Raw genomic sequence first — 19,000 nt, 5'->3', positions numbered from 1 at the left:
GACCCAGCGTCAAAATGGCAAAATGCGGCTATATTTTGAGCATATGCCCCCCTATTGTTCGCTCCGCGCCCGATGGTGTGCGGCAGCGATCAAGGATGGTAAAATGGCCCCTCCAGCCGCGCCGCCCCGCAAGCAGACGACGTCAGGCGATGCATCATGTTAGAACAGATCAGCGCATCCAAAAGCGAAATTCTTGATGCAGCGGCCCATTGTTTCATGACGATGGGCGCCGATTCCGCATCCATCGACGATATCGCGGCCAGCCTTGGATCGACCAAGGGACGGATTTATCATCACTTTCCCTCCAAAGGTGCGCTTCTGGCTGCGGTACAACTGCGCGCCGCGCGGTTCACCTATCAGGCGGTCAGCGCAGTGGCCGATGATGCCCTGCCTCCGCAGCTTTGTCTGGAACGGATGGCCCGCGCCCATGTGATGGAGGTGCTGCGCTCCCTGCCCTACCACAAGGTGATTCTCCAAACCTATACCGGCGCGCGCGCCAAAACCTCCAACGCGTTTGAGCTGGGCATGCAGGCGCAGGTGCGAGCAGAGCACCGGCAGTATGCCGAACTCTTCCGCGACCAGATCGCCCGGGGTATCGAGGCAGACATATTCCCCGAGCGCAACCTGACGGTCACGGTTGCCGGGCTGATGCTGATGCTCAACTCACCGGTCTTCTGGTATCAGCCGGATCGCGGCGCCGGGCAGGAGTTCCGCAACACCATCGCAGACGATCTGGCAGAAATGGCGCTGGCCAGCCTGCGCGCCTAAGCCTCGCAAATCTCCCGCAAGGCTGCGCAGAACCGCGCCGCAGCAGCAGAGAGCTGGTGTTCACTGCGGATACACAGCCCCACCGGACCCAGCGTGCTGTCCGTGTTCAGCGGCAGTAATGCCAGCACGCCCTCCTCCAGATCGGCACGCACCACACCATGACTGATGATCCAGATCGCCCGATGCTTCAGCGTGAACCGGCGCCCAAACGTGGCAGAAACGGTTTCGATCGGGAAACGGGGCACCGTCATCCCCTGCTCCAGAAACATGCGGTCCACCAACGGCCGGATGATTGACCCTTCCGAGGGCATCAGTACCGGGAACCCCTCAAAGGCATCAGCCGGGACATGCGGCAACGCCGCCAGCGGATGATCATGGGCGACGACCGCGACCACCCGTTCGCGGAACAGCGGATCGAAATCCAGCCCCACCATGTGATCGGGCGCGGGCAGACGTCCCACCACCACATCCAGATTGCCCCGCCGCAGTTGGTCCAGCAGGTATTGATTGTCCCCGGTGCGCACGGAAAACCGGCTGTGGCTACCCTCGGTACGCAGCGCTGCCAGGGCATCCGGCACCACTGTTGCTGACACGGTCGGCAAAGCGCCAATAGCCACCCGTGGCCCTTCTGCCTCGTCCAGCCCCTGCAGCATTGCCACCCCGTCCCGTGCCAGCGCCAGACTGCGCCCGGCGTGGTCGCGGAACATCTCGCCATAGGCGGACAGGCGGATACCGCGCCCGTGCCGCTCAACCAAGGGCTTGCCGACCACGGCCTCCAGCTCCCGCAGGGTGCGGGTCACCGCAGGTTGGGTCATGCCCAATGCCTCGGCCGCCTGGGTGACGCTATCCTGCCGGGCGACCTCGACGAAGACCTCAAGATGGCGCAGCTTCAGCTGTGCAGACAGACGCATACCATTTCCAATATGAAATCATGCAATTCACAGCATTATACAGTCCAATTTAGATATGCGATAGTACATACCATATGAACGAGGGAGGACCGGATGACCGACAGTCGTTACGATCAGGGCATGACCGTGCGCCGCAGCGTGCTGGGAGATGCGCATGTGGATCGCGCCGAAGCTGCCAAGACCGACATGGACGTGGCCTTTCAGACGCTGATCACCGAAGGCGCCTGGGGCACCGTTTGGGCCTCGGACGGGATCGGCCAGCGCGAACGGTCGATGCTGACCCTGGCCCTGCTGGCGGCGATGGGAAATTTCGAGGAAATCCCGATGCATATCCGCGCCACCGCGCGCACGGGCGCCAGCCGCACCGATGTGATCGAGGCGTTTCAGCACGTGGCGATCTACGCCGGGGTGCCGCGCGCCAACCATGCGCTGAAACTGGCCAAACAAACCTATGCGGAAATGGATGCCGAAGCCGCCGCATCCCCGGCATCCAAGACCTGAGGAGGATAGGACAATGACGAAATCGACACAGAACATGGCTGAATTCTACCAGCGCGACCGCCGCTGGCACCCGCCAGCCTATGACAAGGACTACAAAACCTCGGTGGCGCGCTCGCCCAAGTTTTCGCTGATCAGCCTGGAAAACACGCCGAGCGAAATCACCGGCCCGCGTTTCGGTCATGGCGACCTGGCCCCCACCGACAATGATCTGATCTCGAACTACGCCAAGCCGGGCGAAAGCCCCATTGGCGAACGGATCATCGTGCATGGCCGGGTGCTGGATGAAAACGCCCGCCCGGTTCCGAATACTCTGGTCGAGGTCTGGCAGGCCAACGCCGGTGGACGCTACCGCCACAAGAAAGACACCTATCTGGCGCCGATCGACCCGAACTTTGGCGGCTGTGGCCGCACCATGACGGATGAGGATGGCTACTACTATTTCCGCACCGTGAAGCCCGGCGCCTACCCGTGGCGCAACTGGGTCAACGACTGGCGCCCGGCGCATATTCACGTTTCGGTCTTTGGCAGCGGCTTTGCCCAGCGCCTGATCACCCAGCTCTATTTCGAGGGTGATCCGCTGATCAAAACCTGTCCCATTGTGGCGACGATCCCGGATCCGGACGCCATCGACCAGCTGATCGCGCGGCTGGACCGCAACGCGACCATTCCGCTCGATACCATCGCATACAAATTCGACATCGTGCTGCGCGGTCGTCGTTCGACCCTGTTCGAAAACCGTCTGGAGGGGAACTGATGCAACAGAAGCTTGATTATCTGAAAGAAACCCCGTCGCAAACCGCAGGCCCCTACGTCCATATCGGCCTTGCGCCGGGTGCTGCCGGTTTCCAGATCTACGATCAGGAACTGGGTCAGGACATCGCAGGCCCCAATGCCGCAGGCGAGCGGATCCGGATCGAAGGTCTTGTCATCGACGGCATCGGATCGCCGGTGAAGGACGTGCTGCTGGAGGCTTGGCAGGCCAATGCCGCCGGTGTCTATGCCCATCCCGAACATCCCGGCGAAGTCGAAGAGGGCTTTCGCGGCTGGGGCCGCGTGATCACCAACTTTGAAACCGGGGAATGGGCGTTTGAGACCGTCAAGCCCGGCCCGGTTATGGGCCGCAACGGTCAGATGATGGCGCCGCATATCAACCTCTGGATCGTGGCGCGCGGCATCAATATCGGCCTCAACACTCGCCTTTACTTTGACGACGAGGCCGCAGCCAACGCGACGGACCCGGTGATCAACCTGATCGAATGGGAGAAACGTCGCGAAACCTTGATCGCCAAGCGCAGCGAACGTGATGGGCAAACGGTTTATCGTTTTGACATTTGCCTGCAAGGTGACGATGAAACCGTATTCTTCGACATCTGAGGAGGGACAGAGTTGAGCAAACCCTGCATTATCTGCGTGGCCATCACCGGCTCAGTGCCGCGCAAAGAACATAACCCGGCGGTGCCGATTACCATCGCCGAGCAGATCGAAAGCACTCAGGAAGCTTTTGAGGCAGGCGCCTCGATCGCCCATTGCCACGTGCGCAACGACGATCAGACGCCGACCTCGGACCCAGAAAAATTCGGCCGTCTGCTGGAAGGGCTGAACAAACACTGCCCCGGCATGATCGTGCAGCTGTCCACTGGTGGCCGCTCCGGCGCAGGCAAGGAGCGCGGCGGCATGCTGTCGCTGCGCCCTGACATGGCGTCGCTGTCGGTGGGGTCCAACAACTTCCCCACCCGCGTCTACGAGAACCCGCCGGAGCTGGTCGACTGGTTCGCCTCGGAAATGCGCACCTATGAGGTAAAGCCCGAGATCGAAGCCTTCGACCTCAGCCATATCCATCAGGCGGTGAAGATGAGCCGTGAAGGCGCGATTCCCGGCAAGCTCTATGTGCAGTTCGTCATGGGCGTGAAGAACGCGATGCCGGTGGACAAGGAAACCTTTGATTTCTACGTCCAGACGGTCAAACGTCTTGCCCCCGATGCCGAATGGTGCGGCGCGGGCATTGGTCCGGGTCAGATCATGCTGAACGAATGGGCCATCGCCGCAGGCGGTCACACCCGCACGGGTCTCGAAGACAACCTACGCATTGATCGCAACACCATGGCACCGTCGAACGCGGCCCTGGTCAAACGCGCGGCTGACCTGTGTGAGAAATACGAACGCCCCGTTGCCACCTGGCAGCAGGCGCGGGAAATTCTGGAACTCCGCCCGGCCTGAGCCGGGCGCAGCCTGTTCACGCGGAGTTGTTCTTGGGGTCTGTTTCTCGCAGTCCCGCTTCAAACCGCCTATACAATACGCAACGGTCCGATCTGATCAGGCCGGACCGTTGCGTCACCTCTGCCGCCCCCCTTGCGGGTCCGGCGTCCTCGGCCTACATCCCCCCCTGCGCGCGGCACCCCGTTTCTCTCGAGCCGCTCCTCCCTCGGCGCTGCCTATTCTTAGGCAGGGGATTGCCGCGCGCGTTCCTTCTCCTTCTCGTGTCACCATCCCTGCTCTCCCCTGTCACAAAACCATTGCCAAAGACCGCTACCAGCCGGGGAACACGGACAGGAGACACCCCATGCTGCACCCCGCTTTTGCCGCCCCCGGAGAGTTTTTCCGCGGCAACCTGCATTGCCATTCCAACAGGTCGGACGGGGTTCTTGACCCGGCGGAGGTCTGCCGCCGCTACAAGGCGGAAGGCTATGATTTCATTGCGCTGACCGATCATTTCGTCGGGCGGTTTGACTATCCGATCACCGACACGCGCGACTTCAGGGACGCGATCTTCACCACCCTGCCCGGTGCCGAGCTGCATTCCGGCGCCATGGAAAACGGTGAGCTGTGGCACATCCTTGCCGTCGGCCTGCCTGCGGATTTTTTGCCGTCCCACTCGCCTGACTTTCACCCCGTCGAAGGCCAGGAAACCGGGCCGCAAATCGCCCGGCGCGCCCGCGAGGCCGGGGCCTTCGTGACCATCGCCCATCCTCACTGGTCGGGCATGACACTGTCGGATGCGCGCAGCATAGAAGCGGCCCACGCGGTGGAGATCTACAACCACACCTGCGCCGTCGGCACCGATCGCGGCGAAGGCGGCCATGTCGCCGACCTTCTGCTCACTGATGGGCGCGACCTGAACCTCATCGCCACCGATGACGCCCATTTCGCAGGCCCCGACCATTTCGGCGGCTGGGTCATGGTCAAGGCAGAAGCCAATGAACCCGAATTGCTGCTGGAGGCCCTAATAGACGGGCATTTCTATTCTTCACAAGGGCCCGAGCTGAAGGCTGTGGCGCTGAACGGCGGGCATATCGATGTGGCATGCAGCCCGGTCTCTTCGGTCATCGTGCAGGGGCATGGCTCTGCCGCAACTCTGCAGCATGGCACCGCGCTGACACAGGCGCGTATTCCGCTCGACCGTCTGAAAGACAGCCCATGGCTGCGGGTTACCGTGATTGACCGGTCTGGCAAGCGGGCCTGGTCCAATCCGATCTGGCGCTTACGCGGATCGCACCGACAACCCGCAGGAACCGGCGCTACTCCGCGCCGGTTTCCTTTGCACAAAATTCGCCGGACAGATCTTTCAGAATTGGACAATCTGGCCGGTTGTCCCCGGCGCAGCAATGCACCAGTTCAGTCAGTGTATCGCGCATCGCCTGCAAATCGGCGATCTTGGCTTCGATCTTGCCCAGGTGCTCCTGCGCCAGTTGCTTCACATCGGCGCTGGCGCGGCTTTCATCCTCGTAGAGCGCCATCAGCATACGGCAGTCTTCGATGGTAAAGCCCAGAGCCCGCGCTCGCCCCAGAAAGGCCAGCTTATGCAGGTCGGTTTCGGCAAAACTGCGATAGCCGTTGGCGCTGCGCATGGGCTTGATGAGGCCGATGTCCTCGTAATACCGAATGGTTTTGGCAGGCAGCCCTGAACGGGCTGCAACATCTCCGATATTCATGCTGGTGCCTCCTTCATCCTGGTGTCGCATAGGGCGCTATCGCAGTCACCCCTTTCATCTATAGTCGGTCATCGCCCGTACAAGCATCACCAGACAGGCAGGCGTAAAAGGCATTGCAGATCTTCCCCTCCGAAACGGCCGCACAAGCCCGGATGACGCAGAGCTGCACGCAAGCGCCGGTTTTCTACAATACGCCCTCTTGCTGGTGAAAATCCGTGCAACAGGGGTGCTTGCGCCCATAGGGTGGCGAATGTAACGCTGGCAAAAGCAGGGCCAAAAGGTCCGCCAGCGCATGACACCCCATGCCACAGAACACCCGGCCCGTCGGCCGCCAGACAGAAGCGAAGGAACCCAAACATGATCCGCACCCGTGCCGCCGTTGCCGTTGCTCCCGGCAAACCGCTTGAAATCATGGACGTGAACCTCGAAGGCCCCAAAGCGGGTGAGGTTCTGGTAGAGATCAAGGCCACCGGTCTGTGCCACACCGACGAATTCACCCGCTCGGGCGATGACCCCGAAGGCATCTTCCCCGCCATCCTGGGCCACGAAGGCGCAGGCGTGGTGATCGAAGTCGGCGAAGGCGTCACCAGCCTGGAAGTGGGCGATCACGTGATCCCGCTTTACACACCTGAGTGCCGCGAATGCGAATACTGCCTCAACCCGAAAACCAACCTCTGCCAGTCGATCCGCACAACCCAAGGCGCCGGCCTGCTGCCCGATGGCACCACCCGCTTCTCGATGCTGGATGGCACCCCGATCCATCACTACATGGGCTGCTCGACTTTCGCCAACCACACGGTTGTGCCGGAAATCGCGCTGGCCAAGGTGCGCAAGGACGCACCCTTTGACAAGATCTGCTACATCGGCTGCGGCGTCACTACCGGCATCGGCGCGGTGATCAACACCGCCAAGGTCGAAATCGGCTCCACCGCCATCGTCTTCGGTCTGGGCGGCATCGGTCTCAACGTGATCCAGGGACTGCGGCTGGCGGGCGCCGACCAGATCGTGGGCGTGGACCTGAACCCCGGCAAGGTCGAAATGGCGACGCATTTCGGCATGACCGATTTCGTCAACCCCGCCGAGGTGGAGGGCGATCTGGTGGCGCATCTGGTTGAACTGACCGGCGGCGGCGCCGATTACACCTTTGACGCCACCGGGAACGTGCAGGTCATGCGTACCGCGCTGGAAGCCGCGCACAAGGGCTGGGGCGAAAGCATCATCATCGGCGTGGCACCTGCCGGAGCCGAGATTTCCACCCGTCCCTTCCAGCTGGTCACCGGCCGCAGCTGGCGCGGCACCGCATTCGGTGGCGCCTCGGGCCGTACCGATGTGCCGAAGATCGTCGACTGGTACATGGACGGCAAGATCGAGATCGACCCGATGATCACCCACAAGCTGTCGCTGGACGAAATCAACCACGGCTTCGACCTGATGCACGAAGGCAAATCCATCCGCGCCGTCGTGGAATTCTGAGACAGGCCAGCCCGGTTACCAATCAGCGCCGCGGGTCCCTTGGGCTCGCGGCGTTTGCTTTGCCGCTTTCACAGCTGAGCAGAAGCCCTGTATAGAGGAGCCGGTTCACCGCAAGACAGATGAGGCAGAGGCGTGAAGTTTCAGGCCACGGATATTTCACAGACAGCCAGTGCTGCGACGGTCATCTTTGACGCGCTGCGCAAGGCCATCATCCAGGGCGATCTTGCCGATGGCGAACCGCTGCGCCAGGAAGAGATCGCCAAGGCGTTTCACACCTCCCGCTTTCCGGTGCGCGAGGCCCTGACCCGGCTGGAACAGCAAGGGCTGGTCAAAACCCAGCGTTACAAGGGCGCGGTGGTCGCGACCCTGTCGATGCAGGAGGCAGGCGAGGTTTTCGATCTGCGGGCCAAGTTGGAAGCCGATGTGATCCGCCAGGCGGTTCCGAATATGACACCGGACACCCTGCAAAGCGCCGAGGCCTGTCTGGAGAAATTTGCCGCCTCGGACGACCCTATGATTTGGGGGCAACTGAACCGCAAATTCCACGGCGCGCTTTATAGCGTCAGCGGCATGCCCTACCATGTTCAGGTCATCGAAAACGCCATGGACCGGGTGGACCGCCACCTGCGCGCGCAACTGGTAATGAGCGGCGGCGTCGACCGCAGTACCGAAGAACACCGGGCCATCCTGACCGCCTGCACGGCGGGAGAGGCGGAGACCGCCGCGCGGCTAACCTTTGCTCATATTCAGGATGCCAAGGCCTCGCTTCAGGCGCAGTTGCAATCCGCCAGCTGAAGCACGGGTTCGCCCCCCATTTCCGCGTGGCGTCAGATCAGCCGACGATCATCAGCTCCTTGGGGAAGGTGGTCAGCGTGCGGCAGCCGTCCTCGGTTATCAGCACGTCATCCTCGATCCGCACGCCAAACAGGCCCGGCCCGTAAAGACCCGGCTCATTGGTGTAGACCGTGCCTGCGGGCAGCTCCTGATGATTGCCACGCATGATATAGGGTGCTTCGTGGACATCGCGGCCAAGCCCATGCCCGGTCTTGGTGCGGATCCGGTCGGCATAGGGCGAGGCTTCCAGAACGCCGGTCACCACATCATCAATCTCATGCGCCGTGACCCCGGCCCGCGTCACCTCCAGCCCAGCCAGATTGGCGCGCAGCACCGTGTCATACACCGCGCGACCTTCGTCACTGACCTCACCAACAAAAACGGTGCGGGTAATATCGGCGCAGAAGCCGTCCTTGCGGCCGCCGAAATCGAACAGCAGTGCATCACCGGACTGTACCTTGTAATCGGCGCGCGCGTGCGCGTGGGGGCGCGCGGAATTGTCCCCGGCCGCAACGATAGGGGTAAAGGCCAGGTCATCGGCGCCTTCGGCAAACAGAGCCTGGATCAGCGCACTTTCGATCTCTTTCTCGGTCTGGCCGACACACACGCCTTCCAGAACCCGATGCAGCGCACGCTCTGACAGGCTGATAGCCGCCTCAAGCGCAGCGAGATCAGCCGCCGTCTTGATCATCCGTAGCCCGGAGATCTGACGTTCGGCATCGATGATTTCGACATCGGGCATCGCCTGTTTCAGCGCGTGATGCACAAAGACCCGCATCACCTGTCCTTCGACGGCCAGCCGGGTCATCGGCAGATGCGCCGCCAGCGCCGCAAAGGCACCGGCATAGCCATCCTGATCGCGCCAATCAAAAACCGCCCCATCAAAGCCGACTTGCTCCCAGGAGCCAAGTTCAAGGTTCGGAACGATCGCGGCCGGTTTGCCTTCGGCGGGTATCACCAGAACGAAAGGTCGTTCATGGCTCATGAAACTGTGACCGAGGGCCCGCGTGAAATTCGGCCCGGGCACCAGTGCGATGGCCTCCACCTTTAGGGCAGCGGCAAGTTGACGGTAGTCAGCCAGGAGTTGCGTCATCGATTTCGGACCTCGCGCGTTGATGATGTCAGACCAGTGGGGTCTGATCGTTGCAGCAATGCCTCCGTGATAACATCGAAAATTTGACATTGGAAACAAGGCGTTCCCCGCTCGCCCGTTTTCGGTATCAAACTGCGCCCCCGTCCCCGCCCCTACATCCTCGCGCCCAGAGACATGAGACCGCCTCGGGACTGCCAACATCCTGCAAACGCCTCACAAAGCCGTTAACTATTTGGTAAGAACTGGCGCAAAAACGATACAAAGTTTAATAGAATTGAGTCAAATGCGGCGGCAAAGCCACTATTCCCACCGCTTGAAAGAGTTTCATGTTACTTAAAATGTAGACATAAGACCCAAAATTGACGCATTATGCCCACAATAAGGCCGCAAAGACGGCCGTTGGGCAAGACGATACAGGCAATGAACCAGGTGACCCGCTTTGGCGGCGTTGTCCGGTCTATAAGCGAGCAAAAAAATGAGTAGTGTTGGATATATTTCCCGCGATATGACGGGAACGACCGTACAGGGTGTGTTTGCTGAAGGTACGCCGGCCCACCTGAACGTCTCTCAAACAAAAGACATTTCCCTGAACCTTGGCCGATCCGCGGTCGAAAGTTACGCACGGCATGGCGCAGATCTGCATATCGTGCTGGCCGATGGCCAGACCCTCGTGCTGGACAACTTCTTCAGTTACGGCGCGACCGGTGGCAAGAACCTGTTCCTCAGCGCCGATGGCCAGTTCATCGAGGTTGTGCTGGAGGACAAGGCCGATGGCATGTTGTTTGCCAGCTACGAAACACTGGACCTCTCCGGGAAATGGAGCGCCTATGACGAGCTGGTGTTCCTGGATGTCGACCGCATCGAACCGGTGATCGCCCCGCTGGCAGCGCCGCTGCTGGGTGGTTTTGGCGCCGCCGGTGTCGCAGCGGCTGGGGTGGTCGGCACCGCCGTACTGGTCACAGACGACAGCGAGACTGGAACGCCTCCGGGCCGCGGCCGGGTGCCCACGGTGGACGACCCCGATGCGGTCTACCCTATCGCCGGCTCGACCAACGATCCGGTCGTGATCACCGGCACCGGCACCCCAGGCTCTGAGGTGCGGGTTCTGATCGGCGGCCATACGGAAACAGTGACCATCCGCGATGACGGCACCTGGACGGCGACAATCGCGATCAACGATCTGCCGCCGGATGGCAATTATGATACCACAGTCGAGGTCACCGACCCGGACGGGAATGATTTCAACCTAGACGGGCCGACGGTGATCATCGACACCACCCCGCCCGAGGCCGAGGTCACCAGCGGCACCCAGTCCACCGGTGATATCGTCAATGCGATCGAGCAAGCCGATGGCCCGGTCATCACCGGCAACGGCGAGCCCGGCGCCCGTCTGAACGTGCGGATCAACAACGTCACCCAACGCACCACAGTCAACGAAGACGGCACCTGGTCTGTCACCTTTGATCCTGCCGATATTCCCACTGGCGAATACGAGACCGCCGTGCGGATCCGAACCACAGATGAGTTCGGCAACCGCAATACCTATCATGATGTGCTGGTCGTCGACACCATTGCGCCGCCCATCGGCATCGACACAGTCGAAGGTGACGATAAGATCAACTTCATCGAACTCTTTGACGGCGTGCGCCTGACCGGAACCGGCGAAGCTGGCGCCTCAATCTCTGTTGATTTCCAGGGTGTTACGCGAACCACAACCGTTGCGAACGACGGCACTTGGTCGGTAATCTACGGCGCCGAACATATCGCTGACGGCGTCTATGACAGCACCATATCTGTGACCTCGGCCGATGCAGCAGGCAACAGCGCCACCGAAACCCATACGGTGCATATCGATACGGAAAACCGCGTCACGATCAACACTCAGGTGGGTGATGATCACACCATCAACGCCGCCGAACAAGCCGCAGGCGTAACTCTGACCGGCATGGCCGATCCGGGCGCCACCGTTGTTGTTACCTTCGAAGGTATCAGCCACACAGTCACTGCCGGTGCTGACGGCAGCTGGTCATCGGCTTTCTCCACCGCAGAGATCGGAACCGGCACCTATGATGCTACCGTCTCGGCCGTTGCAACGGACACCACGGGCAACGTCTCGACGGTTACCGAAACCATCGGCGTCGATACAGAAATATCCGCCACGCTGGATGCGCAGCAGACCGGCGACAACATGCTGAGCGCGGCAGAAGTCGCCAATGGCTTTGCCCTCACAGGTACTGCCGATGCCGATGCCACTATCGAAGTAACGCTGGAAGGCGTCACCCGCACGGTTACTGCCGATGCAAACGGCAACTGGCAGGCGGATTTCGCGGGCAATGAGCTGTCGACCGGTGAATACGACGCTGCGATTTCCGTGACGGCGACAGATACAGCTGGAAACAGCACCACAACAACCGGCAGTCTGCGCGTTGACACCGCCACCTCTGTGACCATCGATTCAAATCAGGTCGGTGGTGATGACGTCATCAACGCACCCGAAGCAGCAGCCGGTGTCACCCTGACCGGCACCGCCGAGGCAGGCGCCTCGGTTGCAGTGACCTTCCAAGGCGCGACCCGCACAGTGACTGCAGATGGCACCGGCGCCTGGAGCGCAGATTTCGCCGCGTCCGAGATCACTGGCGGAGAATATGACGCCCCGGTGACCGCTGTCGCCACAGATGCCGCGGGCAATACCGCCTCCGCTAGCAGCACCCTGCATATCGACACGGAAACCAGTGTCACCCTGAACACCGCCCGTGCAAAAAGCGACGGCATCCTCAACGCCGAGGAAATCGCTGACGGCGTGACCCTCTCCGGCTCCGCCGAAGCCGGGGCCTCGGTCGCAGTGACCTTCCAGGGGCAGACCAAAACCGTCGTTGCCGATGCTGATGGCCAATGGAGCGTGGATTATGCCCCCTCCGAAATCGCAGGCGGCGAATATGATGCCCCGATTTCCGCTACTGCAACAGATATTTACGGTAATACGGCCAGCGCCACCGGCACCCTGCGCATCGATACCGAAACCGCAGTGACAATCGATCCGGGACAGGCAGGCGGTGACAATATCGTCAACGCCGCCGAGGCCGAAGCCGGTGTCACCCTGACCGGTGTCGCGGAACCCGGCTCCGAGGTCTCCGTCACCCTTGCCGGTATCACCCGCGCCGCGGTGGTAGATGCCTCCGGAAACTGGAGCGCAACCTTTGAAGCGGGCGCCATCGCCCCCGGCGAATACGACAGTGCCGTGACCGTAGCAGCCACAGATGCAGCCGGAAACACAGCATCGGCGTCTTCAGTCCTGCGGGTGGATACGGTCGCCGGTACGGTCACCCTGTCGCCAGATCCTGTGGAGCTTGACGATATCATCAACGCCACCGAGCGTGCGAACGGTGTCGAGATCAGCGGCACCGCCACCCCTGGCCTGCTGGTTACAGTCGGGCTTGGCGCCGCCAGTAACCAGGTTGTTGCGGATGTGAACGGTAACTGGAGCACCACTTTCCTGGCGGGTCAGATCCCACAAGGCAACGCAGAACTGCCGATCACTGCCTCCATTGTCGACAGCGCCGGAAATACCGCCAGCGCAACGGATACAGTGGCGCTGGACACGCTGGTCGACCCCTTGACGGTTGCCCCGGACCAGACCGCCGACGATATCATCAACCTCGCCGAACGCGCGGCGGGCGTCACTCTGCAAGGCACCGTGGAACAGGGATCCACCGTTCAAGTCACGATCGCAGGCGTCACCCATGCGGCGACTGTGGATGCTGCCGGCAACTGGAGCGCCGATATCGCCGGTGCAGACCTGCCCGACGGCGATTATACCGCGACAGCAACTATCACCGCGACGGACGGGGCAGGAAACGTCCAGTCCCTGACCGAAAGCTTCACGGTCGACACCAGCTACACTACGCCGGATGTGGATGCCGTGACCTTCTCCAGCAGCGATGTGCGCCGGATCAGTACCGAAGGCGCAACCGACAGCTACACGGTGAATGCCCTTAATAGCGATGGTTCGGTCACAGCCCCCACCGCAAGCGTCGATCAGGACCCGGTGTTCGGAACCGAGTTCACCTTCTCGACCCCAGTGTCGGACGGCACCCATCTGGTGATTACTAGCGAGGATAGCGCTCAGAACGCGTCCAGCACGCTGGTCGTTCTGGAGGACAATGCGACCAACAGCGGCGCGCTGGATCATGCGGGGCTACCGCAGTTCAATATCGATGCTCTGAACCTCGACTATGCTTCCGACGTCTCGCTCAGCCTGACCGAGGCCGACATCAAGGCGCTGTCGGGCAATTCCGACACTCTGACCGTGCATGGCGGGGCGGATGACACGCTGACCGTTGCCAATGCATCGGCCGCAGGCGTCGAGGCCGTCGATGGACAGATCTACAACGTCTACACCGTCGGTGACGATGGCACCAAACTGCTGGTGGACCAGGACGTCAACGTTCTCATCTGACGACATGTTCCGGCGACGGGTTTTCCCTGCCGCCGGAACCAACGACAAGCCGAAAACCGGCGACGCAGAAGAAGGGCAAAGGGCAGGATGCACTTGGGACGATCCGCTGGAGTGATTGCGCTGTTGTGCAGCCTGTCGGCCTGCGCAGAGCAATCGCCGTTCCTGCTGGGCGGCGGTGACGATGCCGTTGCCGGAACCTCCAGCAATTTTGCGCAGACCGAGGGCGAGAACAGCTCCGAGGTGATTTCGGCCCTGATGCAGCGCAAGTCCCTGCTGGAACCCAACAGCGTCTATCGCCGGGTTGGGGATGCGGCGATCGAAGCGTCCTCCCGCGCCTCCGAAGCCGAGTTGATCAGCGCCAAACTGCGCGCCGAGGCAAAATCCAAGAACTGGCTGCCCACCATCGGCCCCTCTGTCAGCCTGACGGACCTTGGCGATCTGGTGGCCGGGATCCTGATCGAACAGATCCTATTCGACAATGGCCGCCGCAAGGCAGAACGCGCCTTTGCCGCCGCCGACGTCGAGGTCGCGGCCGTCAATCTGTCAATCGACATCAACACGCGGGTCCAGACTGCAGTTGGTCTATACTCTGCAGGTCTGCGCGGCGACGAAAAGGCCGCTTATCTGGACCGCGCCATCCGCCAGATGAGCGAGTTCCGCCGCATCGTGAAAGGCCGTGTCGATGGCGGGCTGAACGATCAGTCCGATCTCAACGTGGTGGACAGCAAGATCAGCGGGCTACGCACGGCGCGGGCCACCGCGCAGGACGCCGCCGCCACCGCGCGGGCCGAGCTTCAGGCCATGACCGGTCAAAGGTTCCCGGAAAAACCTGCCCGTATGGATCTTGGTACCCCCCCGCAACAGGCCGCCTTTCTGGACGTGCTGAAAGCCCAAGCCGAAGCCGATCGCGCCATTGCCGAGGCTAAGGCTGGCCGCGCGGGCCTGTTGCCGCAGATCGCTGCTGCCGGGAACGCCACCACCGATGGGTCCGGCGCCGGTCTGACCCTTGATCTGGCGACACCTCTTGGCCTTGGCACGCCTGCCGCGCTTAAGGCGCTCGAAGCCAGCAAGGAAGCCGCCCGCCGCACCATTGGCGAGGCCCAGGAAGACGCCCGCCGCACCTATTCCCGGCAGATGCAGCGTCTTGCCTCATATATCCGGCAAGAAAGCGAAACCGCTGCCCTCGCCCGTGCCAGCCGCGAAACGTATAAGCTGTTCAAATCTCAATACGAAGCCGGTCAGCGCCCGGTGATGGAGGTCGTCTCCATCTACGAAGAGCTGATACGCCGCGAACAGGCACATATCGAAGCCAAATACGAAGTCATCCTGATCCAGTTGGAACTGTCGCGGGATATGGGTCTGTTGGCAGATGGGACTAAAATATGATCAGGTTCCCCGGAAAATTCAGAAGACCCAAGAAGGCGGCCAACGCAGAGCCCCCGGCACAGCCGGTGCCGATCTCCCCTGCTCCGGAACTGTCTGCGTCTTTGTCCCCTCCCCCCTTCACCGCCTCTGCACCGGAGCCGATGACTGTCAGCCCTGCGCTGGAACCGGCAGCCGACCCGCTGCCGCTGCACCGCGAAGACATGCAGATCGCCGCAACCGGCGCCCCTACCCCCGCGCCGTTGGGCGACACTGCTGAAGATGCGCCGCTACAGCCGGAGATCGCCCCAGAAAATGCAGATGGTGCCGCCGAACAGGCAACCAAAGCACCGGCCGCCGGTGCTGATGAGCGGATCCGGCACCGGGCCGAGCTGATTTCCACGCTTGCCGCCCTCAAAGGCGCCGAAACTCAGACCAGCGATATTGCCAGCTCCCTCTGGCGCGACGGCAAGGGCGACACCTCGCCCAATGTTCTCGCCAAGGCGCTCGGCTCTGCAGGGCTCAAGGCCCGGCTGCAAAAGACGAAGAAAATCACCCCCGGCCTCTGGCCCGCACTGGCGATGATGCAAGGCGGGCAATGCGTTCTGGTCCTGGAGCAGACCGGTCAGTTTCTGACCATCTATGACACCAGCTGCCCCGACAACCGCACCGAAGTGCCTCTTGGCGACTTCAGCCCCTATTTCACGGGACAGGTTCTGACTGCCCGTGCCTCCGTGTCGCAAATGGCCGCACGCCATACCCCGCAGCTGGAAAACAGCCATTGGTTCTGGGGCGAATTCCCCAAATATCGCCGCCAGGTGGGCGAAATCATGCTTGGCTCGCTGGTGGCCAACGTGCTTGCCGTCTCGGTCGCGTTGTTTTCGCTGCAGGTCTATGACCGCGTCGTGCCGCACCAATCCCATGCAACGCTGTCGGTTCTCGCCATCGGAGCCTTTCTGGCCATCATGCTGGAGGCGCTTTTGAAAGTGGCCCGTGCCCGGCTGACGGATACCGCAGGCCGCCAGATCGAACTCTCGGTGCAGCACAGTCTGATGAGCCGGATCATCGGCATGCGCTCGGACAAGAAGCCCCTGCCGCCCTCAGGCCTGTTTGCCGCGATGCGCGATTTCGGCTCGGTCCGTGAATTCTTCACCTCCTCGACCATCTCGACGCTGGCCGACATTCCCTTCATCGCGGTGTTCCTGCTGCTGGTTTCCTCGATCGCTGGGCCGATTGTCTGGGTGATCGTGTTGGGCGGGCTGCTGATGCTGCTGCCGGCCTATTTCATGCAGAAACGCATGATCGCCCTCACCCGTCAGACCCAAGGCGCCAATGCCAAGGCCGGGCGCCTGCTGCACGAGGTGGTGACCGAACTCGACACTCTGAAAACCCAGCGCGGCGAGGACCGGGTTCTGCGGCTCTGGGATGAACTGAACGTGCTGTCCTCCCATTCCTCGACCGAGCAGCGCCGCCTGTCCAGCGCCCTCACCTACTGGTCTCAAGGTGTGCAACAGGCCACCTATATCGTCGCCGTGGTGCTGGGCACGCTGATGGTGTTTGCCGGGGAATTCACCGTTGGCACCATCATCGCCACCGGCATCCTGACCAGCCGCACGCTGGCACCGCTGACGCAGTTTGCCGGCACGCTGGCGCGCTGGAGCAACGTCAAGGCCGCCCTCGAAGGGCTGGAGGCTATCGCCACCGCCCCCCAGGAAAACGACAGCCAGCGCAGCTATCTGCGCCGCGATACCCTCACGGGCCGGTTCGACCTGCGCGAAGTGGTATTCCGCTACGATCCCGATGCCGCCCCGACGCTGGACGTGCCCGCCGTGGCGATCCTTCCCGGCCAACGTGTCGCCATCCTTGGCGTCAACGGCTCCGGAAAATCCACCCTGCTAAAGCTGCTGTCCGGTCTTTACGCACCTGAAAAAGGCCGCGTGATGGTCGATGGCACCGACATCAGCCAGATCGACCCGCGCGATCTTCGCCGCAACATCGGCTATCTCAGCCAGGATGTGCGCCTGATGGCGGGCACCCTGCGCGACAACCTGAACCTTGGCCAGCTGGAACGCGACGACAGCCGCCTGATGGAGGCCCTGGATTTCGCCGGACTCGGCGCCTTTGTGCGCAGCCACCACAAGGGGCTGGATCTGGAAATCGGCGATGGTGGCGGCGGTCTGTCGATCGGCCAACGCCAGTCCATCGGATGGGCACGCCTGTGGCTGCAAAACCCTGCGGTTGTCCTGCTGGATGAACCGACGGCGGCGCTGGACCAGACGCTGGAGCGCACCATGGTCAGCCGCCTGGAAAGCTGGCTGGAGGGCCGCACAGCAGTCATCGCGACCCACCGGATGCCGATCCTGTCGCTGACCAACCGGACCCTGATCCTGCAGGCAGGGCGCATGGTCGTGGACGGCCCCCGCGATCAGGTACTTGCTCATCTTGCGGCGGGAGATAAGAAATGACAGCCACCAGCCACTTTGACCTGATGGAAAGCTCGCGCAGTTCAAGCCGGATCATTCATCTGGTTGGGGCGGCGCTGGTGATCTTCCTCACCTGGGCGGCCTTTGCCTCGGTCGATGAAATCGTACGCAGTGAAGGCCAGGTCGTATCCTCATCCAGGGCCCAGATCGTACAGAACCTCGAAGGCGGCATTCTGGGCGAATTGTTCGTCCGCCAGGGCGACGTGGTGCAGGCCGGTCAGGTGCTGGGCAAGCTGCAGGACACAAAATTCCGTGCTGCCGCTGACGAACTGCAGGAGCAGATCGACGCCCTGGAGATCAAGCAATACCGGCTTGAGGCCGAGATGAGCGGCGCTTTTGAGTTCAATGTCCCGGCCCATCTGACCCAGCGATCTCCTGAGATTCTGGCCTCTGAACGCGCGCTGCTGAAGGCGCGCCAGACGGATTTCAACAGCCGCCGGGAAAGCGCGCATGCCATCATGACCCAGCTGAACGAGGAGTTGGAGAACCTCAAACGGCTCTACAAAACCAACATCGTGGCCCTGACCGAGGTCAACAAGGCGCAGAAATCGGCCACCGATGCCGCGGCCAAATACAATGAAATCGGCACCCAGAACGAGCTGGACCTGGCCGAGGAATACTCCGAAGCCCTGCGTAAGCTGGCCTCGCTGCGCCAGGAGCTGCGTCTGGCGCAGGACCAGCTGAACCGGACCATCATCACCGCGCCGATGTCGGGCATCGTCAACAGCCTGGCTGTGACCACCATCGGCGGCGTGGTGCGCCCCGGTGAAGAGATTTTCGAGATCATCCCGCTGGGTGAAGAGCTGTTCGTCGAAGCCCGTGTGAACCCCAAGGACATCGCCAGCGTGCAACCCGGCCAGGACGCCACGATCAAACTGTCGGCCTATGACTATACGATCTATGGCGCGCTGAAGGGGAAAGTGGATTTTGTTTCGGCGGATACCTTCGAGGATGATCGCAACCCACGGGCAGAACCGTTTTACCGAGTGACTGTACGGGTCGACAGATCCGGCTTCACCCAGCGCCAGCAATCCATCGAGATCCGCCCCGGCATGCGCGCAACGGCAGAACTTCAGACCGGCTCCAAGACGGTGCTGAATTACCTTCTCAAACCGCTCTACAAATCACGTGAAGCGTTTCGCGAGCCCTGAGACTGCGGCGCCTTTGCCGCGCATATCTGTATGGATCAA

Annotated in this window: 14 protein-coding genes and 1 pseudogene; 12 read left to right on the top strand and 3 right to left on the bottom strand. The window is 61.8% G+C overall.

All coding sequences use genetic code 11. The features are described from left to right. Window positions 1-156: 156 nt before the first annotated feature. Window positions 157-768, top strand: a complete 612-nt coding sequence (locus JL2886_RS15620; RefSeq protein WP_065272842.1) for a TetR/AcrR family transcriptional regulator — start codon at window positions 157-159, stop codon at window positions 766-768. Here JL2886_RS15620 and pcaQ read toward each other — a convergent pair. Further along, a complete protein-coding gene (pcaQ, locus tag JL2886_RS15615; protein ID WP_065272841.1) occupies window positions 765-1,679 on the bottom strand; it encodes a pca operon transcription factor PcaQ in 915 nt (304 codons plus the stop codon). The genes JL2886_RS15620 and pcaQ overlap by 4 nt on opposite strands. A 93-nt stretch (window positions 1,680-1,772) precedes the next feature. Between pcaQ and pcaC the strand changes: the two genes are divergently transcribed. The 5 genes and pseudogenes from pcaC to JL2886_RS19745 all read left to right on the top strand — a co-directional run. Continuing rightward, window positions 1,773-2,180 (top strand): 4-carboxymuconolactone decarboxylase, encoded by a 408-nt coding sequence (pcaC, locus tag JL2886_RS15610; RefSeq protein ID WP_065272840.1) that lies wholly within the window; start codon window positions 1,773-1,775, stop codon window positions 2,178-2,180. Window positions 2,181-2,193: 13 nt separating this feature from the next. Next, window positions 2,194-2,934: a protocatechuate 3,4-dioxygenase subunit beta gene (gene pcaH / locus JL2886_RS15605; RefSeq protein ID WP_065272839.1), complete on the top strand. Its 741-nt coding sequence runs from the start codon at window positions 2,194-2,196 to the stop codon at window positions 2,932-2,934. After that, window positions 2,934-3,554 carry a protocatechuate 3,4-dioxygenase subunit alpha gene (gene pcaG, locus JL2886_RS15600; protein ID WP_065272838.1) on the top strand — a complete coding sequence of 207 codons (621 nt, stop codon included), beginning with the start codon at window positions 2,934-2,936 and terminating at the stop codon, window positions 3,552-3,554. The genes pcaH and pcaG overlap by 1 nt, the downstream gene beginning before the upstream one ends. Window positions 3,555-3,566: 12 nt before the next feature. Further along, a complete protein-coding gene (locus tag JL2886_RS15595) occupies window positions 3,567-4,397 on the top strand; it encodes a 3-keto-5-aminohexanoate cleavage protein (protein WP_065272837.1) in 831 nt (276 codons plus the stop codon). Between the two features lie 343 nt (window positions 4,398-4,740). Then, window positions 4,741-5,655 (top strand): annotated as a pseudogene (locus JL2886_RS19745) (PHP domain-containing protein); the annotation flags it as partial. A 40-nt stretch (window positions 5,656-5,695) separates the two neighbouring features. Here the strand turns inward: JL2886_RS19745 and cueR are convergent. Further along, complete coding sequence (gene cueR / locus JL2886_RS15585) at window positions 5,696-6,109, bottom strand: Cu(I)-responsive transcriptional regulator (RefSeq protein WP_065273756.1); 414 nt, start codon at window positions 6,107-6,109, stop codon at window positions 5,696-5,698. Between the two features lie 357 nt (window positions 6,110-6,466). On the opposite strand from cueR, the gene JL2886_RS15580 reads away from it, so the two are divergent. After that, on the top strand, window positions 6,467-7,582 hold the full coding sequence (locus JL2886_RS15580) for an S-(hydroxymethyl)glutathione dehydrogenase/class III alcohol dehydrogenase (protein ID WP_065272835.1): 1,116 nt from the start codon (window positions 6,467-6,469) through the stop codon (window positions 7,580-7,582). Window positions 7,583-7,714: 132 nt separating this feature from the next. Continuing rightward, window positions 7,715-8,377 (top strand): GntR family transcriptional regulator, encoded by a 663-nt coding sequence (locus tag JL2886_RS15575; protein ID WP_065272834.1) that lies wholly within the window; start codon window positions 7,715-7,717, stop codon window positions 8,375-8,377. A 37-nt stretch (window positions 8,378-8,414) separates the two neighbouring features. Here JL2886_RS15575 and JL2886_RS15570 read toward each other — a convergent pair whose 3' ends face one another. Continuing rightward, window positions 8,415-9,509: a M24 family metallopeptidase gene (locus JL2886_RS15570; RefSeq protein WP_065272833.1), complete on the bottom strand. Its 1,095-nt coding sequence runs from the start codon at window positions 9,507-9,509 to the stop codon at window positions 8,415-8,417. Between the two features lie 505 nt (window positions 9,510-10,014). Here JL2886_RS15570 and JL2886_RS19505 point away from each other — a divergent pair. From JL2886_RS19505 to JL2886_RS15550, 4 genes are all read left to right on the top strand, one after another. Continuing rightward, window positions 10,015-13,965 carry an Ig-like domain-containing protein gene (locus JL2886_RS19505; protein WP_065272832.1) on the top strand — a complete coding sequence of 1,317 codons (3,951 nt, stop codon included), beginning with the start codon at window positions 10,015-10,017 and terminating at the stop codon, window positions 13,963-13,965. A gap of 87 nt (window positions 13,966-14,052) precedes the next feature. Next, window positions 14,053-15,351 carry a TolC family protein gene (locus tag JL2886_RS15560; protein ID WP_065272831.1) on the top strand — a complete coding sequence of 433 codons (1,299 nt, stop codon included), beginning with the start codon at window positions 14,053-14,055 and terminating at the stop codon, window positions 15,349-15,351. Then, window positions 15,348-17,792, top strand: coding sequence for an ATP-binding cassette domain-containing protein (locus JL2886_RS15555; RefSeq protein WP_370571462.1), 2,445 nt, complete (start codon window positions 15,348-15,350; stop codon window positions 17,790-17,792). The genes JL2886_RS15560 and JL2886_RS15555 overlap by 4 nt, the downstream gene beginning before the upstream one ends. Continuing rightward, window positions 17,789-18,961: an HlyD family type I secretion periplasmic adaptor subunit gene (locus JL2886_RS15550; RefSeq protein WP_065272830.1), complete on the top strand. Its 1,173-nt coding sequence runs from the start codon at window positions 17,789-17,791 to the stop codon at window positions 18,959-18,961. Before JL2886_RS15555 ends, JL2886_RS15550 begins: the two co-directional genes overlap by 4 nt. Window positions 18,962-19,000 lie beyond the last annotated feature (39 nt).

It is taken from the genome of Phaeobacter gallaeciensis, from assembly GCF_001678945.1.
In the GTDB taxonomy this organism is placed as follows: domain Bacteria; phylum Pseudomonadota; class Alphaproteobacteria; order Rhodobacterales; family Rhodobacteraceae; genus Phycobacter; species Phycobacter gallaeciensis_A.
This window is presented reverse-complemented; position numbering and strand designations above follow the sequence as displayed.